The sequence below is a fragment of the Achromobacter seleniivolatilans genome, assembly GCF_030864005.1.
Lineage (GTDB): Bacteria > Pseudomonadota > Gammaproteobacteria > Burkholderiales > Burkholderiaceae_B > Achromobacter > Achromobacter seleniivolatilans.
On sequence record NZ_CP132976.1, the window covers coordinates 4,599,181 to 4,616,283 of the forward strand.

The window sequence follows — 17,103 nt, forward strand, 5'->3', positions numbered from 1 at the left end:
GTGCCCCGCAAGCATCCGTCTCATAGGGGAGGGGAAAGAGGAGAAGCCGAGACGGATGACAAGACTGCTAACCGGAGTTCGCTGTCTACATAAAGTTAGGCGGTGCGATCCCCATTAAGTTTCTGTAATAACGACAAATTTCGCGTCAAATTTGTATCAATTTATTCATGGGAAGCACCACGCATCTCATTCGCGCGCCCAAAAGGAAAAGGGCCGCATATTTATTTGCGGCCCTTCTTTGCACGGCAGGGAAAGCTCAAGCAGCCAGATTACCGCGCATCTTCTTCAGCGCTGCCGCTTCGATCTGGCGAATGCGTTCGGCCGATACGCCGAACTCTTGCGCCAGTTCATGCAGCGTGGAGCCGCCATCGTCTTGCAGCCAGCGGGCCTCAACGATACGGCGTGAGCGCGCATCCAGGGCTTCCAGCGCGCTGTTCAGACCGGTGCTTTGCAGCTCATCACGGGCAGCACGTTCCAGTACGCGGGTAGGTTCCTGACGGCCATCATCAGACAGGTAGGCGATGGGCGCGTAGCTGTCATCGTCATCATCCTGATTTTCCAGCGACATCTCGCGGCCGGACAGGCGCACTTCCATTTCGCTCACATCTTCGCGGCGCACGTTCAATTCACGCGCGATGTGATCGACCTGCTCAGGGTCCAGCGTCTGGCCATCGGGACGCATGCTGCGCAGATTGAAGAACAGCTTGCGTTGAGCCTTGGTGGTTGCCACCTTGACCAGGCGCCAGTTGCGAATGATGTATTCGTGAATCTCGGCCTTGATCCAGTGCACGGCGAACGACACCAGACGCACGCCGCGTTCGGGGTCGAAACGTTTCACGGCCTTCATCAGGCCAACGTTGCCTTCCTGGATCAGGTCGGCGTGGGGCAAGCCATAGCCCAAGTACTGGCGGGCAACAGACACCACCAGACGCAGATGCGACAGAATCAGTTCGCGCGCGGCGCCCAGGTCTTCCTGGTCGCGCAGGCGACGGCCCAGTTCGGTTTCACGCTCCGCGGACAGTACCGGCAAGCGGTTGACCGAGGAAATATAAGCGTCGATCGTGCCAAGTGCGCCCGGATTGGCAATGGCCAACGCCAGGGCGTTGCCAGAAGCGGCCAACGAGGTACTGGGTTGTTTCATAGCGGGGGTCTCCGGAAAGCGAAGGGGTAACGACATGGATTCGATGTTAGCACTCTAGTAGATGGAGTGCTAATTCGACTATTGCGGCGCGTCAAAGTTTCCTTTTTGTTGACGCGTCCCCGTTTATTTTTTGGACTACGCCCCTTGGGCGGGCCTCGCCCAACCTACCAGCCCAAGCGCTTTAAGCCTTCAGCGGTAGCCTCACCATCGGGGCGCACGAAGAGCGCGCCACGCGGGTCCATATAGACCTGGTATTTGGCCCCGTCGAACATCGGCATATAGGCGCCGCTGCCAAATTGGACATCTACGAAGGGGAACCAGTTCGGAAAACTCTTCTTGAGTGACCCCAGGTCCGGAGCGGGCCAGTCGTCCAACGCATGCACCGAGCGCGTGGCAGAAGCCTCGCGAGCCACGTCGCTATACCGCCCGGACAAGCGTTCCAGGCGATAAAGAGGCGGCACGCCCGCCATCAAAGCCGGCAGCTTCCACCGGACTACCCTGGCATCGATCTGCCACTGGTCGCCGTACAGCACATACTGCTTGGGGCTGACGCCGGGCGCGGTTGCGGTCAGCTGAAACTGGCCTTCGGCCTGCTGGCGCATTTCAATGCGGGCGACGGGCTCGTCAGTCGTCAGCCGGAAAAACTGCACCAGGGACAGCGCGAGCAAACCCGACACACAACCCAGCAGCACCAGCATCAGACCGAACAGCCGCCGCACTGGACGGAACTGAAAAATCCGGCGGCCACGCTCGTCGCGCGGACCGCCGCGGCCCAGCAACATGGCAATGCCAGGCAGCAGGACGACGATGGCGCCCAGAAGTATCCAGACGAAGGGAGCGATACCGTTAATCAAATCAGCCGTTCCTAATTAAACGCCGCAGACGCCAGCCCGGGGCGCCCAGGGCGCCACAAGCCTGCGGCGGCAGGCTCCCCAGTATAAAAGCCGGTTTTCAGCCGGCCGGTTTTCCAAGCCGTTCGACGTGAAACCGGATGTGATCTTCCAGGTACGTCGAGATGAAGTAGTAACCATGGTCATAGCCCGCTTGCCGGCGCAGCAGCAGCGGCTGATCGGCGGCCGCGCAGGCGGCTTCGAATACCTCGGGATACAACTGTTCGGCCAGGAATTGGTCTGATTCGCCCTGATCGATCAGGATGCCGCCCGGAAAAGGCTGCCTGGCGGCGCGCATCAAGGCGGACGCATCATAAGCCGCCCAGTCCTCGGCGTTGTCGCCCAGGTAAGCGCCAAACGCCTTCTTGCCCCACGGGCATTGACTGGGCGCGGCGATCGGCGCAAACGCTGACACCGACCGAAACTTGCCAGGATTACGCAGGGCCAGAACCAGCGCGCCGTGGCCGCCCATCGAGTGGCCAAAGATGCCGGTACGTGACGCGTCGCCCGGCAGCGCTTCGCCCGTGACGATAGCGTGCAGCTCTTCGGTCACATAGCTGTACATACGGTAGTGATCACGCCACGCTGGCGTGGTGGCGTTGACATAGAAGCCTGCCCCCGTGCCCAAGTCCCAGCTTTCTTCTTCGCCCGGCACATTGGCGCCGCGCGGGCTGGTATCGGGTGCGACCAGCATGACGCCCAGCTCGGCCGCCACACGCTGGGCACCCGCCTTGATCATGAAGGTTTCTTCGGTGCAGGTCAGGCCCGCCAGATAGAACAGCACGGGAACCGGACCGTGTTCAGCCTGCGGCGGCACATAGACCGAAAAACGCATGGGCAGGCCGATTTCGACGGACTCATGGCGGTAGTAACGCTGCGAACCGCCAAAGCAGCGATGCTGGGAAATGAGTTCCAAGGCCACAGGCATGGTTTTCTCCGGTCTGGGGGGGTGAAAAATTCGCGGACAGGTTAGGGTATATCCACGGTACGACGTTCCGTCGCCGAATGTTAACCTGCGCCTCATAGGGTCCGAACGACAAAAAAAAACCGGTTCCGTGCCCATATTGTGATCACGGGACTTGACCAGCGCTCATCGTGGCACTATTTATATACCGTGAGCGAAGACAACCCGTTCTTCCAGATACGCAAGCCCTGACACTATGGCCCGTCTGCCCCGTCTGTACGCCCCCGGGCTGCCCCAACTGGTGCAGGCCAACTTCATTTCGCCGCTGGCTGCGCCATCGCAACCCGCGCCGGCCGACATCCTGAACCAGCTAGCCACTTGGCTGGGCGAATCCGCCCAACGCCATCGCGTGTCGGTGCATGGCTGGCTGCTCGCGAATGACCGCATATTGCTTCTGGCCACACCGGCCGACGAAGAAGGCCTGCCCAGGCTGATGCAAACATTGGGCCGCAACCTGGCGGCGCGATTGCGCGGCGGCCGGGTGTTTGCAGGCCGATACCGGTCCGCGCTGCTTGAACCCGGGGCGTGGGTGCTGCCGGCCTTGGTCTGGCTGGAAACCTACCCGGTGCGCAGCGGCGCCTCGCAAGACCCCGATTCCTGGCCTTGGTCGTCCGCGGCCAGTCATACCGGCAATACGACTGCGGCGCCTGCCCAATGGCAATCCGACCATGCGGATTACTGGGCTTGCGGCAACACGCCGTTTGACCGCCAGGCCAATTACCGCAAGCGGCTGCACGACGGTCTGTCGCGCGAGGAAACCCAGCGCATCGATCAAGCCGTATCCGGCCAGTGGGCATTGGGCGGCGCTAGCTTCATTGCCAGTCTGGCCCATACCGCCAGCCGCCGCGTGGCCCCAGGCCAGCGTGGCCGGCCGCGCAAGAAACCCGCCGCCACGGCTGCACCTGCCGACACCGAACCGACTTCGACGCCGACCCCGTCTACGTCCTGACTCAGAACCCGCCTTCAAGGCGGGTTCTGCTTTTCCGACGTCCCAAGTCTCTCCGTCCGTCCGCGCTGGCGCAGCGGCGGACGATTCGTGCTTGATTGGCCCACAACCTACGGATGACCGGCATACCGGGCAAAAGTGTTCATCTTTTGCCACATCTTCAATTGATATTTCGCATCCAACAGCCCTATTAAATTAGGGACGCATAACGCCAAAATCGGGACTTTCACTAAGCCCTGCCTGCGCTGGCAAGGACACCCTTGGCGCCAAGCCAATAAGCATGCGGCTGTTGTTATGTCCCTATATTTATGCCCTATGATGGAGCATAGTAATAATTAGGGTCACACCCCTATTGTTCCTATTGCACCCTACTTGCAGCGGGGGTATTGTCCGTCTCCTGCACTGCAACATTACGACGCAGGCTCACTGCGGAGCGCGCCATGCCCCAAATTACCCCGATCGAATCCTGTCCCACCCCCAAGGCGACCCCTATCGATGCCAGCCGCATTGGTATGCCCGCGGCCCAGGGTCTCTACCACCCCAAAAACGAACATGACGCTTGCGGCGTCGGTTTTGTTGCGCATATCAAGGGCAAGAAAAGCCACGCGATCATCCAGCAGGGTCTGAAGATTCTGGAAAACCTGGATCACCGCGGTGCGGTCGGCGCAGACAAGCTGATGGGCGACGGCGCTGGCATCCTGATTCAGATCCCGGACACGCTTTACCGCGACGAACTGGGCCAGCAAGGCATCATCCTGCCGCCGCCGGGTGAATATGGCGTCGCCATGGTGTTCCTGCCCAAGGAAACCGCTTCGCGCCTGGCCTGCGAACAGGAACTGGAACGTTCCGTGCGCGCCGAAGGCCAGGTCGTGCTGGGCTGGCGTAATGTGCCCGTGGACGTCGACATGCCGATGTCGCCCACTGTGCGCGAATGCGAACCCGTGATCCGCCAGCTGTTCATCGGCCGCGGCGCCGACGTGATGGTGCCGGACGCGCTGGAACGCAAGCTGTACGTGATTCGCAAGACGGCCAGCCACGCCATCCAGAACATGCATCTGGCTCACGGCAAGGAATACTTCGTGCCGTCGGCCTCGGTTCGCACCGTGGTCTACAAGGGCCTGCTGCTGGCCGATCAGGTGGGCCGCTACTACCGCGACCTGGCCGATACCCGCGCCGTGTCCGCGCTGGCGCTGGTGCACCAGCGTTTCTCGACCAACACCTTCCCGGCATGGCCGCTGGCCCACCCGTACCGCATGATTGCCCACAACGGCGAAATCAACACGGTCAAGGGCAACTTCAACTGGCTGCGCGCCCGCGAAGGGATGATGCAGTCGGCCGTACTGGGCGACGACCTGAAAAAGCTGTACCCCATCGTCTACGAAGGCCAGTCGGACACCGCTACGTTCGATAACTGCCTGGAACTGCTGGTGAACTCGGGCTACTCGCTGGCCCACGCCATGATGATGATGATCCCGGAAGCCTGGGAACAGCACACGCAAATGGACGAAAGCCGCCGCGCTTTCTATGAATATCACGCCGCCATGATGGAGCCGTGGGACGGCCCCGCCGCCGTCGCGTTCACCGATGGCCGCCAGATCGGCGCCACGCTGGACCGCAACGGCCTGCGCCCCGCCCGCTATCTGGTGACCGACGACGACATGGTCATCCTGGCGTCCGAAGCCGGCACGCTGTCGATCCCGGAAAACCGCATCGTCAAGAAGTGGCGCCTGCAGCCGGGCAAGATGTTCCTGATCGACCTGGAACAAGGCCGCATCATTGACGACGCCGAGATCAAGCTGCAACTGGCCAACAGCCGCCCGTACCGCCAGTGGATCGAACGTTTGCAGATCAAGCTGGAATCGCTTCCGGCTCCGCGCCAGGCGGCTGTTGCTACGCAATCGTCCGTCGCGTTGCTGGATCGCCAGCAGGCTTTTGGCTGGACCCAGGAAGACTACAAGTTCATCCTGGAGCCCATGGCGTCGACCGGTGAAGAAGTTATCGGCTCGATGGGCAATGACGCCCCGCTGGCCGTGCTGTCCGATCGCGCCAAGCCGTTCTACAACTACTTCCGCCAGTTGTTCGCGCAGGTCACGAACCCGCCTATCGACCCCATCCGCGAACAGCTGGTGATGTCGCTGGTGTCGTTCATCGGCCCCAAGCCCAATCTGCTGGACATCAACAACGTCAACCCGCCGCTGCGTCTGGAAGTGTCCCAGCCGGTGCTGGATTTCGCCGCGATGGCGCAGATCCGCGACATCGAGCAGGTAACGGGCAAGAAATTCCGCAGCTTTGAACTGGACATCACGTACCCCGCCGCCTGGGGCCCCGAGGGCATTGAAGCCCGCGTGGCCGCGCTGTGCGCGCGCGCCGTCGATGCCGTGCAAAGCGGCTACAACATCCTGATCGTGTCGGACCGCCTGGTCGACAGCGAACGCGTGGCCATCCCCGCGCTGCTGGCAACCTCCGCCGTTCACCAGCACTTGATCCGCGCCGGTCTGCGCACCAATACCGGCCTGGTCGTGGAAACCGGCTCGGCTCGTGAAGTGCACCACTTCGCGCTCTTGGGTGGCTACGGCGCCGAAGCCATTCACCCCTACCTGGCGCTCGAATCGCTGGGCAAGATGAATGACCCCGAAAAGGCCGTGAAGAACTTCATCAAGGCGATTGGCAAGGGATTGAACAAGGTCATGTCCAAGATGGGCATCTCGACCTATATGTCCTACACCGGCGCGCAGATCTTCGAAGCCGTGGGCCTGCAAAGCGGCCTGGTGAACAAGTACTTCACCGGCACCTCGTCCAACATTGAAGGCATCGGCATCTTCCAGGTTGCTGAAGAGGCGCTGCGCCAGCACCGCGCTGCGTTCAGCACCGACCCGGTTCTGGCCAACGACCTGGACGCCGGCGGCGAATATGCCTACCGCGTCCGCGGCGAAGAGCACATGTGGACCCCGGATTCGATCGCCAAGCTGCAACACGCTTCGCGCGCCAACAACTACCGCACGTACAAGGAGTACGCGCAGATCATCAACGACCAGAGCCGTCGCCACATGACCTTGCGCGGCCTGTTCGAGTTCCGCTTTGATCCGTCGCGCGCCATCCCGCTGGACGATGTTGAATCGGCCAAGGATATCGTCAAGCGTTTCGCCACCGGCGCCATGTCGCTGGGTTCGATCTCGACCGAAGCGCACTCGGTGCTGGCAGTGGCCATGAACCGTATCGGCGGCAAGTCCAACACCGGCGAAGGCGGCGAAGACGAGCTGCGCTACCGCGCCGAAATGCGCGAAGGCAAGAGCACCATCAAGGACGGCGACACGCTGGCCTCGCTGCTGGGCTCTGACCGCATCGAAGCCGATGTGGAACTGAAGAAGGGCGACTCGCTGCGCTCAAAGATCAAGCAGGTGGCGTCGGGCCGTTTTGGCGTGACCGCCGAATACCTGTCGTCTGCCGATCAGATCCAGATCAAGATGGCGCAAGGCGCCAAGCCTGGCGAAGGCGGCCAGTTGCCCGGCCACAAAGTGTCGGAATACATCGCCAAGCTGCGCTACTCAGTGCCGGGCGTGGGGCTGATTTCCCCCCCGCCGCACCATGACATCTATTCGATCGAAGACTTGGCCCAACTGATTCACGATCTGAAGAACGTGAATCCCAAGGCCTCGGTGTCGGTCAAGCTGGTGTCCGAAGTGGGTGTGGGCACGGTGGCCGCCGGCGTTGCCAAGGCCAAGGCCGATCACGTTGTGATTGCAGGCCATGACGGCGGCACGGGCGCGTCCCCGGTGTCGTCCATCAAGCACGTGGGTACGCCGTGGGAACTGGGTCTGGCCGAAACGCAGCAGACGCTGGTGCTGAACCGCCTGCGCAGCCGCATCCGCGTGCAGGCCGACGGCCAGATGAAGACCGGCCGCGACGTGGTTATTGGCGCGCTGTTGGGCGCCGATGAATTCGGCTTCGCCACCGCTCCGCTGGTGGTCGAAGGCTGCATCATGATGCGCAAGTGCCACCTGAACACCTGCCCGGTGGGCGTGGCGACGCAAGACCCGGTCCTACGCAAGAAATTCCAAGGCAAGCCCGAGCACGTGGTGAACTTCTTCTTCTTCATCGCTGAAGAAGTCCGCGAAATCATGGCTCAATTGGGCATCCGCAAGTTCGACGACCTGATCGGCCGCGCCGATCTGCTGGACATGCGTTCGGGCGTCGAGCACTGGAAGGCCCAAGGCCTGAACTTCGCCCGCGTGTTCCATCAAACGCAGTCCGACGCATCCGTGCGTCAGACCGAAGAACAGGATCACGGCCTGGCGGGCGCGCTGGATCACCAGTTGATCGAACGCAGCAAACCCGCGCTGGAACGCGGCGAAAAGGTGTCCTTCATCGTTCCGGTGCGCAACCGCAACCGCACGATCGGCGCCATGCTGTCGGGCGCTGTGGCCTCGCGCTACGGCCATGACGGCTTGCCGGACGACACCATCCATATTCAGTGCAACGGCACCGCCGGCCAAAGCTTCGGCGCGTTCCTGGCGCATGGCATCACGATGGATCTGGTGGGCGAAGGCAACGACTACGTGGGCAAGGGTTTGTCGGGCGGCCGCATCATCGTGCGCTCGCCTAACGACTTCCGCGGCTTTGGCCCCGACCACATCATTGCCGGCAACACCGTGCTGTACGGCGCGTTGGCGGGCGAAGCCTTCTTCAACGGCGTGGCTGGCGAACGTTTCGCGGTGCGTAACTCGGGCGCCGCCACGGTCGTGGAAGGCACGGGCGACCACGGTTGCGAATACATGACGGGCGGCACGGTGGTGGTGCTGGGCGCTACGGGCCGCAACTTCGCAGCCGGCATGTCGGGCGGCGTGGCGTATGTGTGGGACCCGGAGCGCACGTTGAAGCATCGCGTCAACATGTCGATGGTTGAACTGGAAGGCGTGGCCGCGCACGCGGAGCAACAGGCGTTGAACAACATCGACGTCTGGCACAGCGCGCAACGCGGTCACGAACGCGAGACGGATGAAACCATCTTGCGCCGCCTGGTGGAAGACCACTTCCGCTACACCGGCAGCTACCGCGCCCGCGAGATCCTGGGTGACTGGGAAGCGTCGCGCGGCAAATTCGTAAAGGTCATGCCGACGGACTACCGTCGCGCATTGGGTGAAATGTGGCGTGCAGCCAACCAGCAACAATTGGCTGCGTGAGGGATACCATGGGAAAGATTACCGGCTTTATGGAATTTCAGCGTCTGCAGGAGGCCTCCGAGGCCCCGCAGAAGCGGCTGAAGAACTGGCGCGAATTCGTGCTGCATTTGACCGATGACCAGGCCAAGCAGCAAGCCGCGCGCTGCATGGACTGCGGCATTCCGTTTTGCAACAACGGCTGCCCGGTCAACAACATCATCCCCGACTGGAATGACCTGGTGTACAAGCAGGACTGGCGCCGTGCGCTGGATGTGCTGCACTCCACCAACAACTTCCCGGAGTTCACGGGCCGCATCTGCCCGGCGCCGTGTGAAGCTGCCTGTACCTTGAACATCAACAGCGACGCGGTCGGTATCAAGTCGATCGAACACGCCATCATCGACAAGGGCTGGGCGGAAGGCTGGGTTGCGCCGCTGGTGCCTGCTCGCAAGACGGGCAAGAAGGTTGCCGTGGTGGGTTCAGGCCCCGCCGGCATGGCGTGCGCGCAGCAGCTGGCGCGTGCGGGCCATGCCGTGACCTTGTTCGAGAAGAGCGATCGGATCGGCGGCCTGTTGCGTTATGGCATTCCCGACTTCAAGCTGGAAAAGCACCAGATCGATCGCCGCATTTCGCAGATGGAAGCCGAAGGCGTCGAGTTCGCGCCGTCGACCTACATCGGCAGCCCGAAAGACCCCGTGGCCGATGGCCTGACCGTGCGCACGCCGGATTCGCTGTTGGCTGAATTCGACGCCGTGGTCATGAGCGGCGGTTCGGAAACGCCGCGTGACCTGCCGGTGCCGGGACGCGAACTGTCGGGCGTTTATTACGCCATGGATTTCCTGCGCCAGCAGAACAAGGCCGTGGCAGGCGACCGCCTGACCGACCAGACGCTGGCCAAAGGCAAGCACGTGGTCGTGATCGGCGGCGGCGACACGGGTTCTGATTGCGTGGGCACCAGCAACCGCCATGGCGCGGCCTCGGTCACGCAATTCGAACTGATGCCCCAGCCGCCCGAGTCCGAAAACAAGACCATGACGTGGCCGTACTGGCCGCTGAAAATGCGCACCTCGTCCTCGCACGAAGAGGGCTGCGACCGCGATTGGTCCGTGACCACCAAGCTGTTCCAGGGCAGCAATGGGAAGGTCGAAAAGCTGATCGGCTCGCGCGTGGAATGGTTCAAGGACGAAGCCACCGGCCAGATGAAGATGCGCGAAGTCGAAGGTTCGGAATTCGAAATCAAGGCCGATCTGGTGCTGCTGGCGATGGGTTTTGTATCGCCGGTGCAGACCGTGCTTGACGCCTTTGGCGTGGATCGCGATGCGCGCGGCAACGTGCGCGCCAACACCGACGACTACCGCACCAATGTGGAAAAAGTCTTTACCGCTGGCGACATGCGCCGGGGCCAATCGCTGGTGGTCTGGGCCATCCGCGAAGGCCGTCAGTGCGCCCGTTCAGTCGATGCGTACCTGATGGGCAGCAGCGAACTGCCGCGCTGATTTTTCCTGCTGTGTGCGGGGAGTAACACCCCTGCGCACTGCATCCTGCATTCGCCGCCTTGCGCCCCCGGTGCAAGGCGGCGAATGCCATTCAGGCGCCCGACAATTTCAATTCCGTAAGATGCGGCATCCCTTTGCCGCGTACGCATTCATGTCCACCGCCCCCATCGCTTCGCCGACCCTGCCGCAGATTTTCCTGGCATTCACAAAAGTGGGCCTGACCAGTTTCGGAGGGGGTTTGAGCGGCTGGATGATGCGCGAATTTGTACAGCAGCGGCGCTGGATGTCCGAAGCGGATTTTCTTTCCGGCCTGGCGCTGGCCCAGTCCTTTCCCGGCGTGAATGTGGTGAACCTGGCCATTTGGATCGGGTTTCGGCTGCGCGGCGGCCCCGGCGCCTTGCTGGGTGGCTTGGGTATCACCGTGCCCCCGATGTTGGTAGCAATTGCGTTGGCAGCGCTGTTTGCCAGCATGGCGCAGTCGCACGGGCTGCACGTTGGCATGGCCGGCGTTGCTGCGGCGGCGGTGGGCGTATCGCTGCAAACGGGTCTGCGCGCAGCGCGGCGGTCCTTGGTTGGCGTGGTGCCGGCAGTGATCATGGCCGCGACGTTTGCCGCCATCTTTCTGTTGCGGCTGCCGCTTTTGTGGGTAGTGGGCGCGATGGCGCCGCTGTCGATCCTTATCGCCTACACGCGCATCCGCCGGCAGGAGCCGCGCCCATGAATCTGGCGACCCTGCACGATCTGTTTTCAGTCTTCACGCCGCTTTCTTTTCTGACGGTGGGCGGCGGACAAAGCATCCTGCCGGATATCCACCGCCAGGCAGTGGACGGCTATGGCTGGATCAACGATGCGCAGTTCCTGGACTACTTTGCGCTCTCGCGCATTACGCCGGGCCCGGCGTCCCTGCTGGTGACCTTGATAGGCTGGCATGTGGGCGGATGGAGCGGCGCCATCGCTGCGTCGATCGCAATCTTTCTGCCGTGCTCGCTGCTGATTTATGCGCTGGCGCGCGTCTGGGCGCGATACCGTCACACCGCTTGCATCCGGGCGATTGAAGCCGGGCTGGTGCCGGTGGCGGCGGGCATGATCCTGGCGTCGTCATGCACGATTTTGCGCGCGGCCGAAGGCGGCGCATGGGCTTGGGGCGTTGCGGCCGCATCCACCGCCGCACTCGTCTACACACGCATCAGCCCATTCATCATGCTGGGCCTGGGCGCTGCCGTTTTTCTGGTGGCGCTTTCTTGATGGTTCTTTCCAATGCCGCCATCGTGAGCCGGGGGTAGCGCCTTCTGACACGCTGCTTGTTGCAGTGCAGCCACGGCCCGTTCTCCATCTTTTCACGGTTTGACACATATCAATCGTGCCGGGCGGCAGGTCTGCGAACCTGTGGTCTTACCCCTACGGAAAGATCGGAGAAGAAAAATGTTTTCGCTGAACGGGCGTATTCGCGCCACCGCTATCGCCGGCCTGATTGCAGCCGGTGCATTCGCCGCTCCCGCGCATGCCCACGAAGCGGGCGATGTGCTGTTCCGGGTTGGCGTGACGCAGGTTCGCCCCTCTTCCAACAACGGCACCGTGCTCGACGGCTCGGTGAAGCTGGACGCCAACAACAACGTACGTCCCAGCTTCACGCTGGGCTATATGGTGACGCGCAACATCGGTATCGAACTGTTGGGCGCCTGGCCGTTCCAGCACGATGTCAGCGGCAGCGGCCTGGGCAAGATCGGCTCCAGCAAGCAATTGCCTCCCACGTTGAGCCTGCAATGGCACATCCTGCCTGACAGCATGATCCAACCCTACATCGGTGTGGGCATCAACTACACGCACTTCTTCGACACGAAGGCTGAAGGCGCGTTGAAGGGTTCTGATTTGAAGATGGGCGATTCCTGGGGTGTGGCCGCGCAGTTGGGCGCCGACTTCAAGATCAATGAACGCTGGTTCATGAACGCAGACATTCGCTACATCGACATCAAGTCGAAGGTGAAGCTGGACGGCCAACACATCGGCACCGCCCGCATCGACCCGTGGGTCGCGACCATCGGCGTCGGCTACCGCTTCTAAAGTATTTTTTATTGAATCCGCAGGCCTGAAGGTTGCGCGCCGTTGCCGCGCAACCTTCAGGCCTGTGACGCTTGCAGCTCTTGCCGCAGCGCCTGCAAGGCGGGAGTATCGTCATCGGCGCGCCAGACCAGCTGAGTCTGCGCCCGGCCAAAGGGTCCCGACAAAGCGCTGACGCGGACCGAGTGTTCCGCCGCCAGCACCGCCAGCACCGAACGCGGCACAATCGCCATGCCGGACCCGGCGGCCACGCACGCCACGATGGCGTGATACGACGCAAACTCCATCACCCTGCCTGGCGCCATGCCTTCGTGGTTCAGCCACGACTCAAGAATGCGCCGGTACGAGCACCCCGATGCGAACGCGATGACGGTTCGATCGCCCAGTTCGCGCGGACTTTTGATCTCGCCCCAAGCCAGCGGTGAAATCAACGCCAGCTCTTCATTGAATGCATCGATTGCCGTCAGTCCGTCAGCGGGAAACGGCTGCGCCACAAATGCGGCTTCGATCTCGTAGTTGCGGACCTTGGCGGCCAGCGCCCCCGACGTGCCCGTCACCAGCTCAATACCCACTTGCGGCCATGCGGCGTGATAGGCGGCAAGAATAGGCGGCAGCCGCGCGGCGGCCGTGCTTTCCATGGTCCCGATGCGCAGTACGCCTTGCGGCGCTCCATCACGTACAGCAGCCTGGGCCTCATCCGACAGACGCAGCAAACGATCGGCGTACGACAACAGCACGCGTCCTTGATCGGACAGCACCAGCCGGCGGTTTTGACGCCGGAAGAGCGGGGCGTTCAATGATGCTTCTAGCTGCTTGAGCCGCGTCGATACATTCGACTGCACCCGGTTCAGGTGGAGCGCCGCGCGCGCCACGCCGCCCTGGTCGGCCACCGCCTTGAATATTTGCAACGCGTCCAGATCCAAGTTTCTCATTTCAAGAACCTATGTTCTTAATAATTCACTATTAAAGATATTAGTACAGCCGTAGAGTAGGTGCATGTCAACGCCTGCTTACCCTTCTGTCTCTGCCTCGCAAAACGCCGCCAGCCTGGCTTGGCCGGCCGCGCTGGCTTTGGCCGCCGCCATGGGTATTGGCCGTTTCGCCTTTACGCCCGTGTGGCCGCTGATGGCCGAAGAGGGCGGGCTGTCGCTGACCCAAGGCGGCTGGATGGCCTCGGCCAACTACATCGGTTATCTGCTGGGTGCGCTGGCCGCCGTTGCCTGGCCTGTACGCCGCCTGCGTGGCCGGCTGGCGGTCAGTTTGCTCGCCGTGGCGTTACTGACGCTTGCCATGCCCCTGTTCCATAGCGTGGCCGCTTGGTCTGCGCTGCGTCTGGCTGCGGGCTACGCCAGCGCCAGCGCCTTTATTTGCGTGGTGGCATGGCGCCCCGTGCCGCCTGGCGACCCGCGCGAAGTCGGGGCGGCCGCCGTGACCTACGCAGGCGTAGGGGCGGGCATTGCCCTGACCGGCCTGGCCTGCCTGGCGCTGATGGCAGGCAATGTGCGGGCGGACGGCATGTGGCTGACCTTGGGCACCATCACCTTGGCCTTGTCGGCGATCGCGTGGCCGGGCCTGAACCGTCACGCGGCGCCCGTCACCCGTTCGGCCGCAGCCGCGGCACCTGCCCGCCTGCCTAGCTCGATCTCCAGGCTGGCGCTGCACTATGGCGTTTTTGGCATCGGCTACATCATTCCCGCCACGTTCCTGCCCGCAATGGCGAAAGAGATCATTCCCGACCCGGCCATCTTTGGATGGGCCTGGCCCTTGTTCGGCCTGGCTGCCGCCGTGTCCTGCCTGCTGGTTCCGCGGCTGGCGCGCGGACGCGACGAGAAGGCCGTCTGGCAGGGCGCCCAAGCCTTGATGGCGTTGGGCATGGTGACCGTCGCGGTCTGGCACCACATTGCCGCCGTGATCGTGGCATCGCTGCTGGTGGGCGGCACGTTCATGGTGATCACGCAGGCTGGCATGCTGACCGCAAGGCGCGCGGCCAAGGCCTCGGCGGCGCGTGCAGCCGCCGTCATGACCGCGGCGTTCGCCGCGGGCCAGATTCTGGGACCGCTGCTGGCCTCTTGGGCGGAACACTGGGGCGCGGGTCTGCCGCAAGTGCTGGGAGCCGGTGCGGCGATGTTGGCGCTGTCGGCATGGCGCTTGGGAAAAATCACGACAGATGACAGTAGCGCTGGGCATAATGCGATCGGCCCCCAGGGCCGTACACATTAGAAAAGAGAACGAGGAGCACCCAGCATGAAATCATTGCGCCCCCTGATTGCCGCCCTGGCGGCAATCACCGCCTTCAGCGGCGCCGCACAAGCCCAAACCGCCGACTGGCCCGCCAAACCCATCACGATGATCGTGCCGTACGCGCCGGGCGGTTTTGCCGACACCCGCGTGCGTCTGCTGGCGCGCAAGCTGGGCGACTCGCTGGGCCAGCCCGTCGTGGTGGAGAACAAGGCGGGCGCGGGCGGCGTGGTGGGCACCAACCTGATCGCGCGCTCGGCCCCAGACGGCTACACCATCGGCACCGGCAATCTGGCCCCGATGGCGGTCAACCCGTCGTTGATGAAAGAAATGCCGTACAACCCGCAAAAGGATTTGGCGCCCATCATCCTGATCGAGAACAGCCCGCTGGTGCTTAGCGTGAACAATGAGCTGCCGGTCAAAACGCTGGCTGACCTGATCGCGCTGGCCAAGAAAGAACCCAGCAAGCTGTCGTTTGGCTCGTCGGGCGTGGGCGGCGCGCATCACCTGTCGGGTGAAATGTTCCGCGAGCAAGCCAAGATCGATATCGTGCACGTTCCGTACAAGGGCGGCAGCCTTGCCGCCACCGACCTGATGGGCGGCCATATCTCGATGATGTTCGAAATGGGCTATTCGGCGCTACCGGCCATTCAGGGTAAGAAAATTCATCCCATTGCAGTCACGTCCGCCCAGCGCCTGGCCGTTTTGCCTGACGTGCCCACCATGGCGGAATCCGGCCTGCCCGGTTTCGAGTCGTACAACTGGCAGGGCATTGTTGCGCCGGCCGGCACGCCCGCGCCGATCATCGCCAAACTCAACGCCGAGTTCAACCGCATCCTGAAAGAACCGGATGTGCAAAAAGCCATCGCCGACACCGGCAGCCAGGCCGGCGGCGGCACGCCCGAGGAATTCGCTGCGTTCATCAAGAGCGAAACCGACAAGTGGGCCCACGTCATCAAGGCTGGAAACATCCAGCTTCAATAACCTTTAGGAGTCGTCCCATGGCCACCCGTCTGCTTGAACTGCTGAAACTGGACCATCCCATCATCCAGGCGCCCATGGCGGGCGGCGCGACGACGGTGGACCTGGTGAGCGAGGCATCGAAGGCGGGGGTGCTGGGATCGCTCGGGGCGGCCTACATGAGCCCCGAACAGATTGAAGCGGCCGCCGCCGCGATCCGCGCGCGCACTTCGCGGCCTTTCGCCATCAATTTATTCGCGTCCGTGCCCGAGCAACCCACGCAGGGCGACGCCAGCCGGATGCTAGCCCTGATGGCCCGCTATCACGAGCAATTGGGATTGCCGGCGCCTGCCTTGCCCGGACCGCAGGCCGACCCGCTGCCCGGGCAGATAGACGCCATTCTGCGGCTGCGCCCGGCGGTCTTCAGCTTTACCTTTGGCCGCATGCCCGCCCAGGTGCTGGCGCAATGCCGCGAGCTGGGCATCCTGACCGTAGGCACAGCCACCACGGTGCGGGAAGCGGTGGCGCTGGAGCAGGACGGCGTGGATGCCGTCGTGGCCCAGGGCGCCGAGGCAGGCGGACACCGTGGCACCTTCCTTGATGATTTCGATCAGTCCCTGATTGGCACGATGGCCTTGGTGCCACAGGTAGCCGACGCCGTTTCTATCCCGGTAATCGCCTCTGGCGGCATCATGGACGGCCGGGGCATCGCCGCCGCGTTGGCCCTGGGCGGCGACCTTGCACAATTGGGGACGGCATTCCTGACGACGGCTGAATCCGGCATCAGCGATGCCTATAAGGCCGTCCTGCCGGCATCCCGTTCCGAACAATCACGCATCACCCGTGCCTTTTCCGGCCGTCCGGCCCGGGGCATCGTCAATGCCTTCATGCGCGATGCCGACGCACTCGCTGCCGACATCCTGCCCTATCCCTTGCAGAACGCCCTGACGCGTCCTATGCGCACTGCGGGCGGCAAGGAGGGCAATATCAACGTGCTGTCCCTGTGGGCCGGCCAAGGCGCGCCGCTGGCACGGCACGAGACGACCGCCGATCTGGTTCGCCGGCTGGCGAGCGAGACGCGGGCGGCCCAAACCCGCCGCTAAGCGCCTGACATGGCAATCAGCCCCCCGGCCAGGACCGCGCCCGGGGGGCTTGATTGTTCCTGATCCCGAAAACACTGTTCCACGGGCGGCCTATCGCATTGTGATTACAATGCGTCGGGCTACAATGGCGCCTCGCCGCTGGGGGCCA

The 17,103-nt window shown here is 63.0% G+C and carries 13 protein-coding genes; 9 read left to right on the forward strand and 4 right to left on the reverse strand.

Annotated elements, in window-relative coordinates; all coding sequences use genetic code 11:
- Window positions 1–256: 256 nt before the first annotated feature.
- From rpoH to fghA, 3 genes are all read right to left on the reverse strand, one after another.
- Window positions 257–1,177, reverse strand: a complete 921-nt coding sequence (rpoH, locus tag RAS12_RS20675; protein WP_371321212.1) for an RNA polymerase sigma factor RpoH — start codon at window positions 1,175–1,177, stop codon at window positions 257–259.
- Between the two features lie 128 nt (window positions 1,178–1,305).
- Window positions 1,306–1,995 (reverse strand): hypothetical protein, encoded by a 690-nt coding sequence (locus tag RAS12_RS20680; protein ID WP_306939710.1) that lies wholly within the window; start codon window positions 1,993–1,995, stop codon window positions 1,306–1,308.
- 97 nt (window positions 1,996–2,092) lie between these two features.
- A complete protein-coding gene (gene fghA / locus RAS12_RS20685) occupies window positions 2,093–2,959 on the reverse strand; it encodes an S-formylglutathione hydrolase (protein WP_306939711.1) in 867 nt (288 codons plus the stop codon).
- 232 nt (window positions 2,960–3,191) lie between these two features.
- Here fghA and RAS12_RS20690 point away from each other — a divergent pair, with 232 nt between their 5' ends.
- From RAS12_RS20690 to RAS12_RS20715, 6 genes are all read left to right on the forward strand, one after another.
- Entirely contained in the window at window positions 3,192–3,944 is a 753-nt protein-coding gene (locus tag RAS12_RS20690) for a hypothetical protein (protein WP_306939712.1), read from the forward strand.
- Between the two features lie 437 nt (window positions 3,945–4,381).
- Window positions 4,382–9,121 carry a glutamate synthase-related protein gene (locus RAS12_RS20695; protein WP_306939714.1) on the forward strand — a complete coding sequence of 1,580 codons (4,740 nt, stop codon included), beginning with the start codon at window positions 4,382–4,384 and terminating at the stop codon, window positions 9,119–9,121.
- A gap of 8 nt (window positions 9,122–9,129) precedes the next feature.
- Complete coding sequence (locus RAS12_RS20700) at window positions 9,130–10,596, forward strand: glutamate synthase subunit beta (RefSeq protein ID WP_306939716.1); 1,467 nt, start codon at window positions 9,130–9,132, stop codon at window positions 10,594–10,596.
- Window positions 10,597–10,747: 151 nt separating this feature from the next.
- Entirely contained in the window at window positions 10,748–11,317 is a 570-nt protein-coding gene (locus RAS12_RS20705) for a chromate transporter (RefSeq protein WP_306939718.1), read from the forward strand.
- Entirely contained in the window at window positions 11,314–11,841 is a 528-nt protein-coding gene (locus RAS12_RS20710) for a chromate transporter (protein ID WP_306939720.1), read from the forward strand. The genes RAS12_RS20705 and RAS12_RS20710 overlap by 4 nt, the downstream gene beginning before the upstream one ends.
- Before the next feature lie 177 nt (window positions 11,842–12,018).
- Window positions 12,019–12,657 carry an OmpW/AlkL family protein gene (locus RAS12_RS20715; RefSeq protein ID WP_306939722.1) on the forward strand — a complete coding sequence of 213 codons (639 nt, stop codon included), beginning with the start codon at window positions 12,019–12,021 and terminating at the stop codon, window positions 12,655–12,657.
- Between the two features lie 56 nt (window positions 12,658–12,713).
- On the opposite strand, the gene RAS12_RS20720 is transcribed toward RAS12_RS20715, so the two are convergent.
- Window positions 12,714–13,586 carry a LysR family transcriptional regulator gene (locus RAS12_RS20720; protein WP_306939723.1) on the reverse strand — a complete coding sequence of 291 codons (873 nt, stop codon included), beginning with the start codon at window positions 13,584–13,586 and terminating at the stop codon, window positions 12,714–12,716.
- A gap of 64 nt (window positions 13,587–13,650) precedes the next feature.
- Between RAS12_RS20720 and RAS12_RS20725 the strand changes: the two genes are divergently transcribed.
- From RAS12_RS20725 to RAS12_RS20735, 3 genes are read left to right on the forward strand one after another with little or no spacing between them, the layout of a single operon-like run.
- The gene (locus RAS12_RS20725) at window positions 13,651–14,874 is read left to right on the forward strand and encodes a YbfB/YjiJ family MFS transporter (protein WP_306939725.1); all 1,224 of its coding nucleotides are present in this window, start codon (window positions 13,651–13,653) and stop codon (window positions 14,872–14,874) included.
- A 24-nt stretch (window positions 14,875–14,898) separates the two neighbouring features.
- Window positions 14,899–15,876 carry a Bug family tripartite tricarboxylate transporter substrate binding protein gene (locus tag RAS12_RS20730; protein WP_306939727.1) on the forward strand — a complete coding sequence of 326 codons (978 nt, stop codon included), beginning with the start codon at window positions 14,899–14,901 and terminating at the stop codon, window positions 15,874–15,876.
- 17 nt (window positions 15,877–15,893) lie between these two features.
- Complete coding sequence (locus tag RAS12_RS20735) at window positions 15,894–16,955, forward strand: NAD(P)H-dependent flavin oxidoreductase (RefSeq protein ID WP_306939729.1); 1,062 nt, start codon at window positions 15,894–15,896, stop codon at window positions 16,953–16,955.
- Window positions 16,956–17,103: the final 148 nt, after the last annotated feature.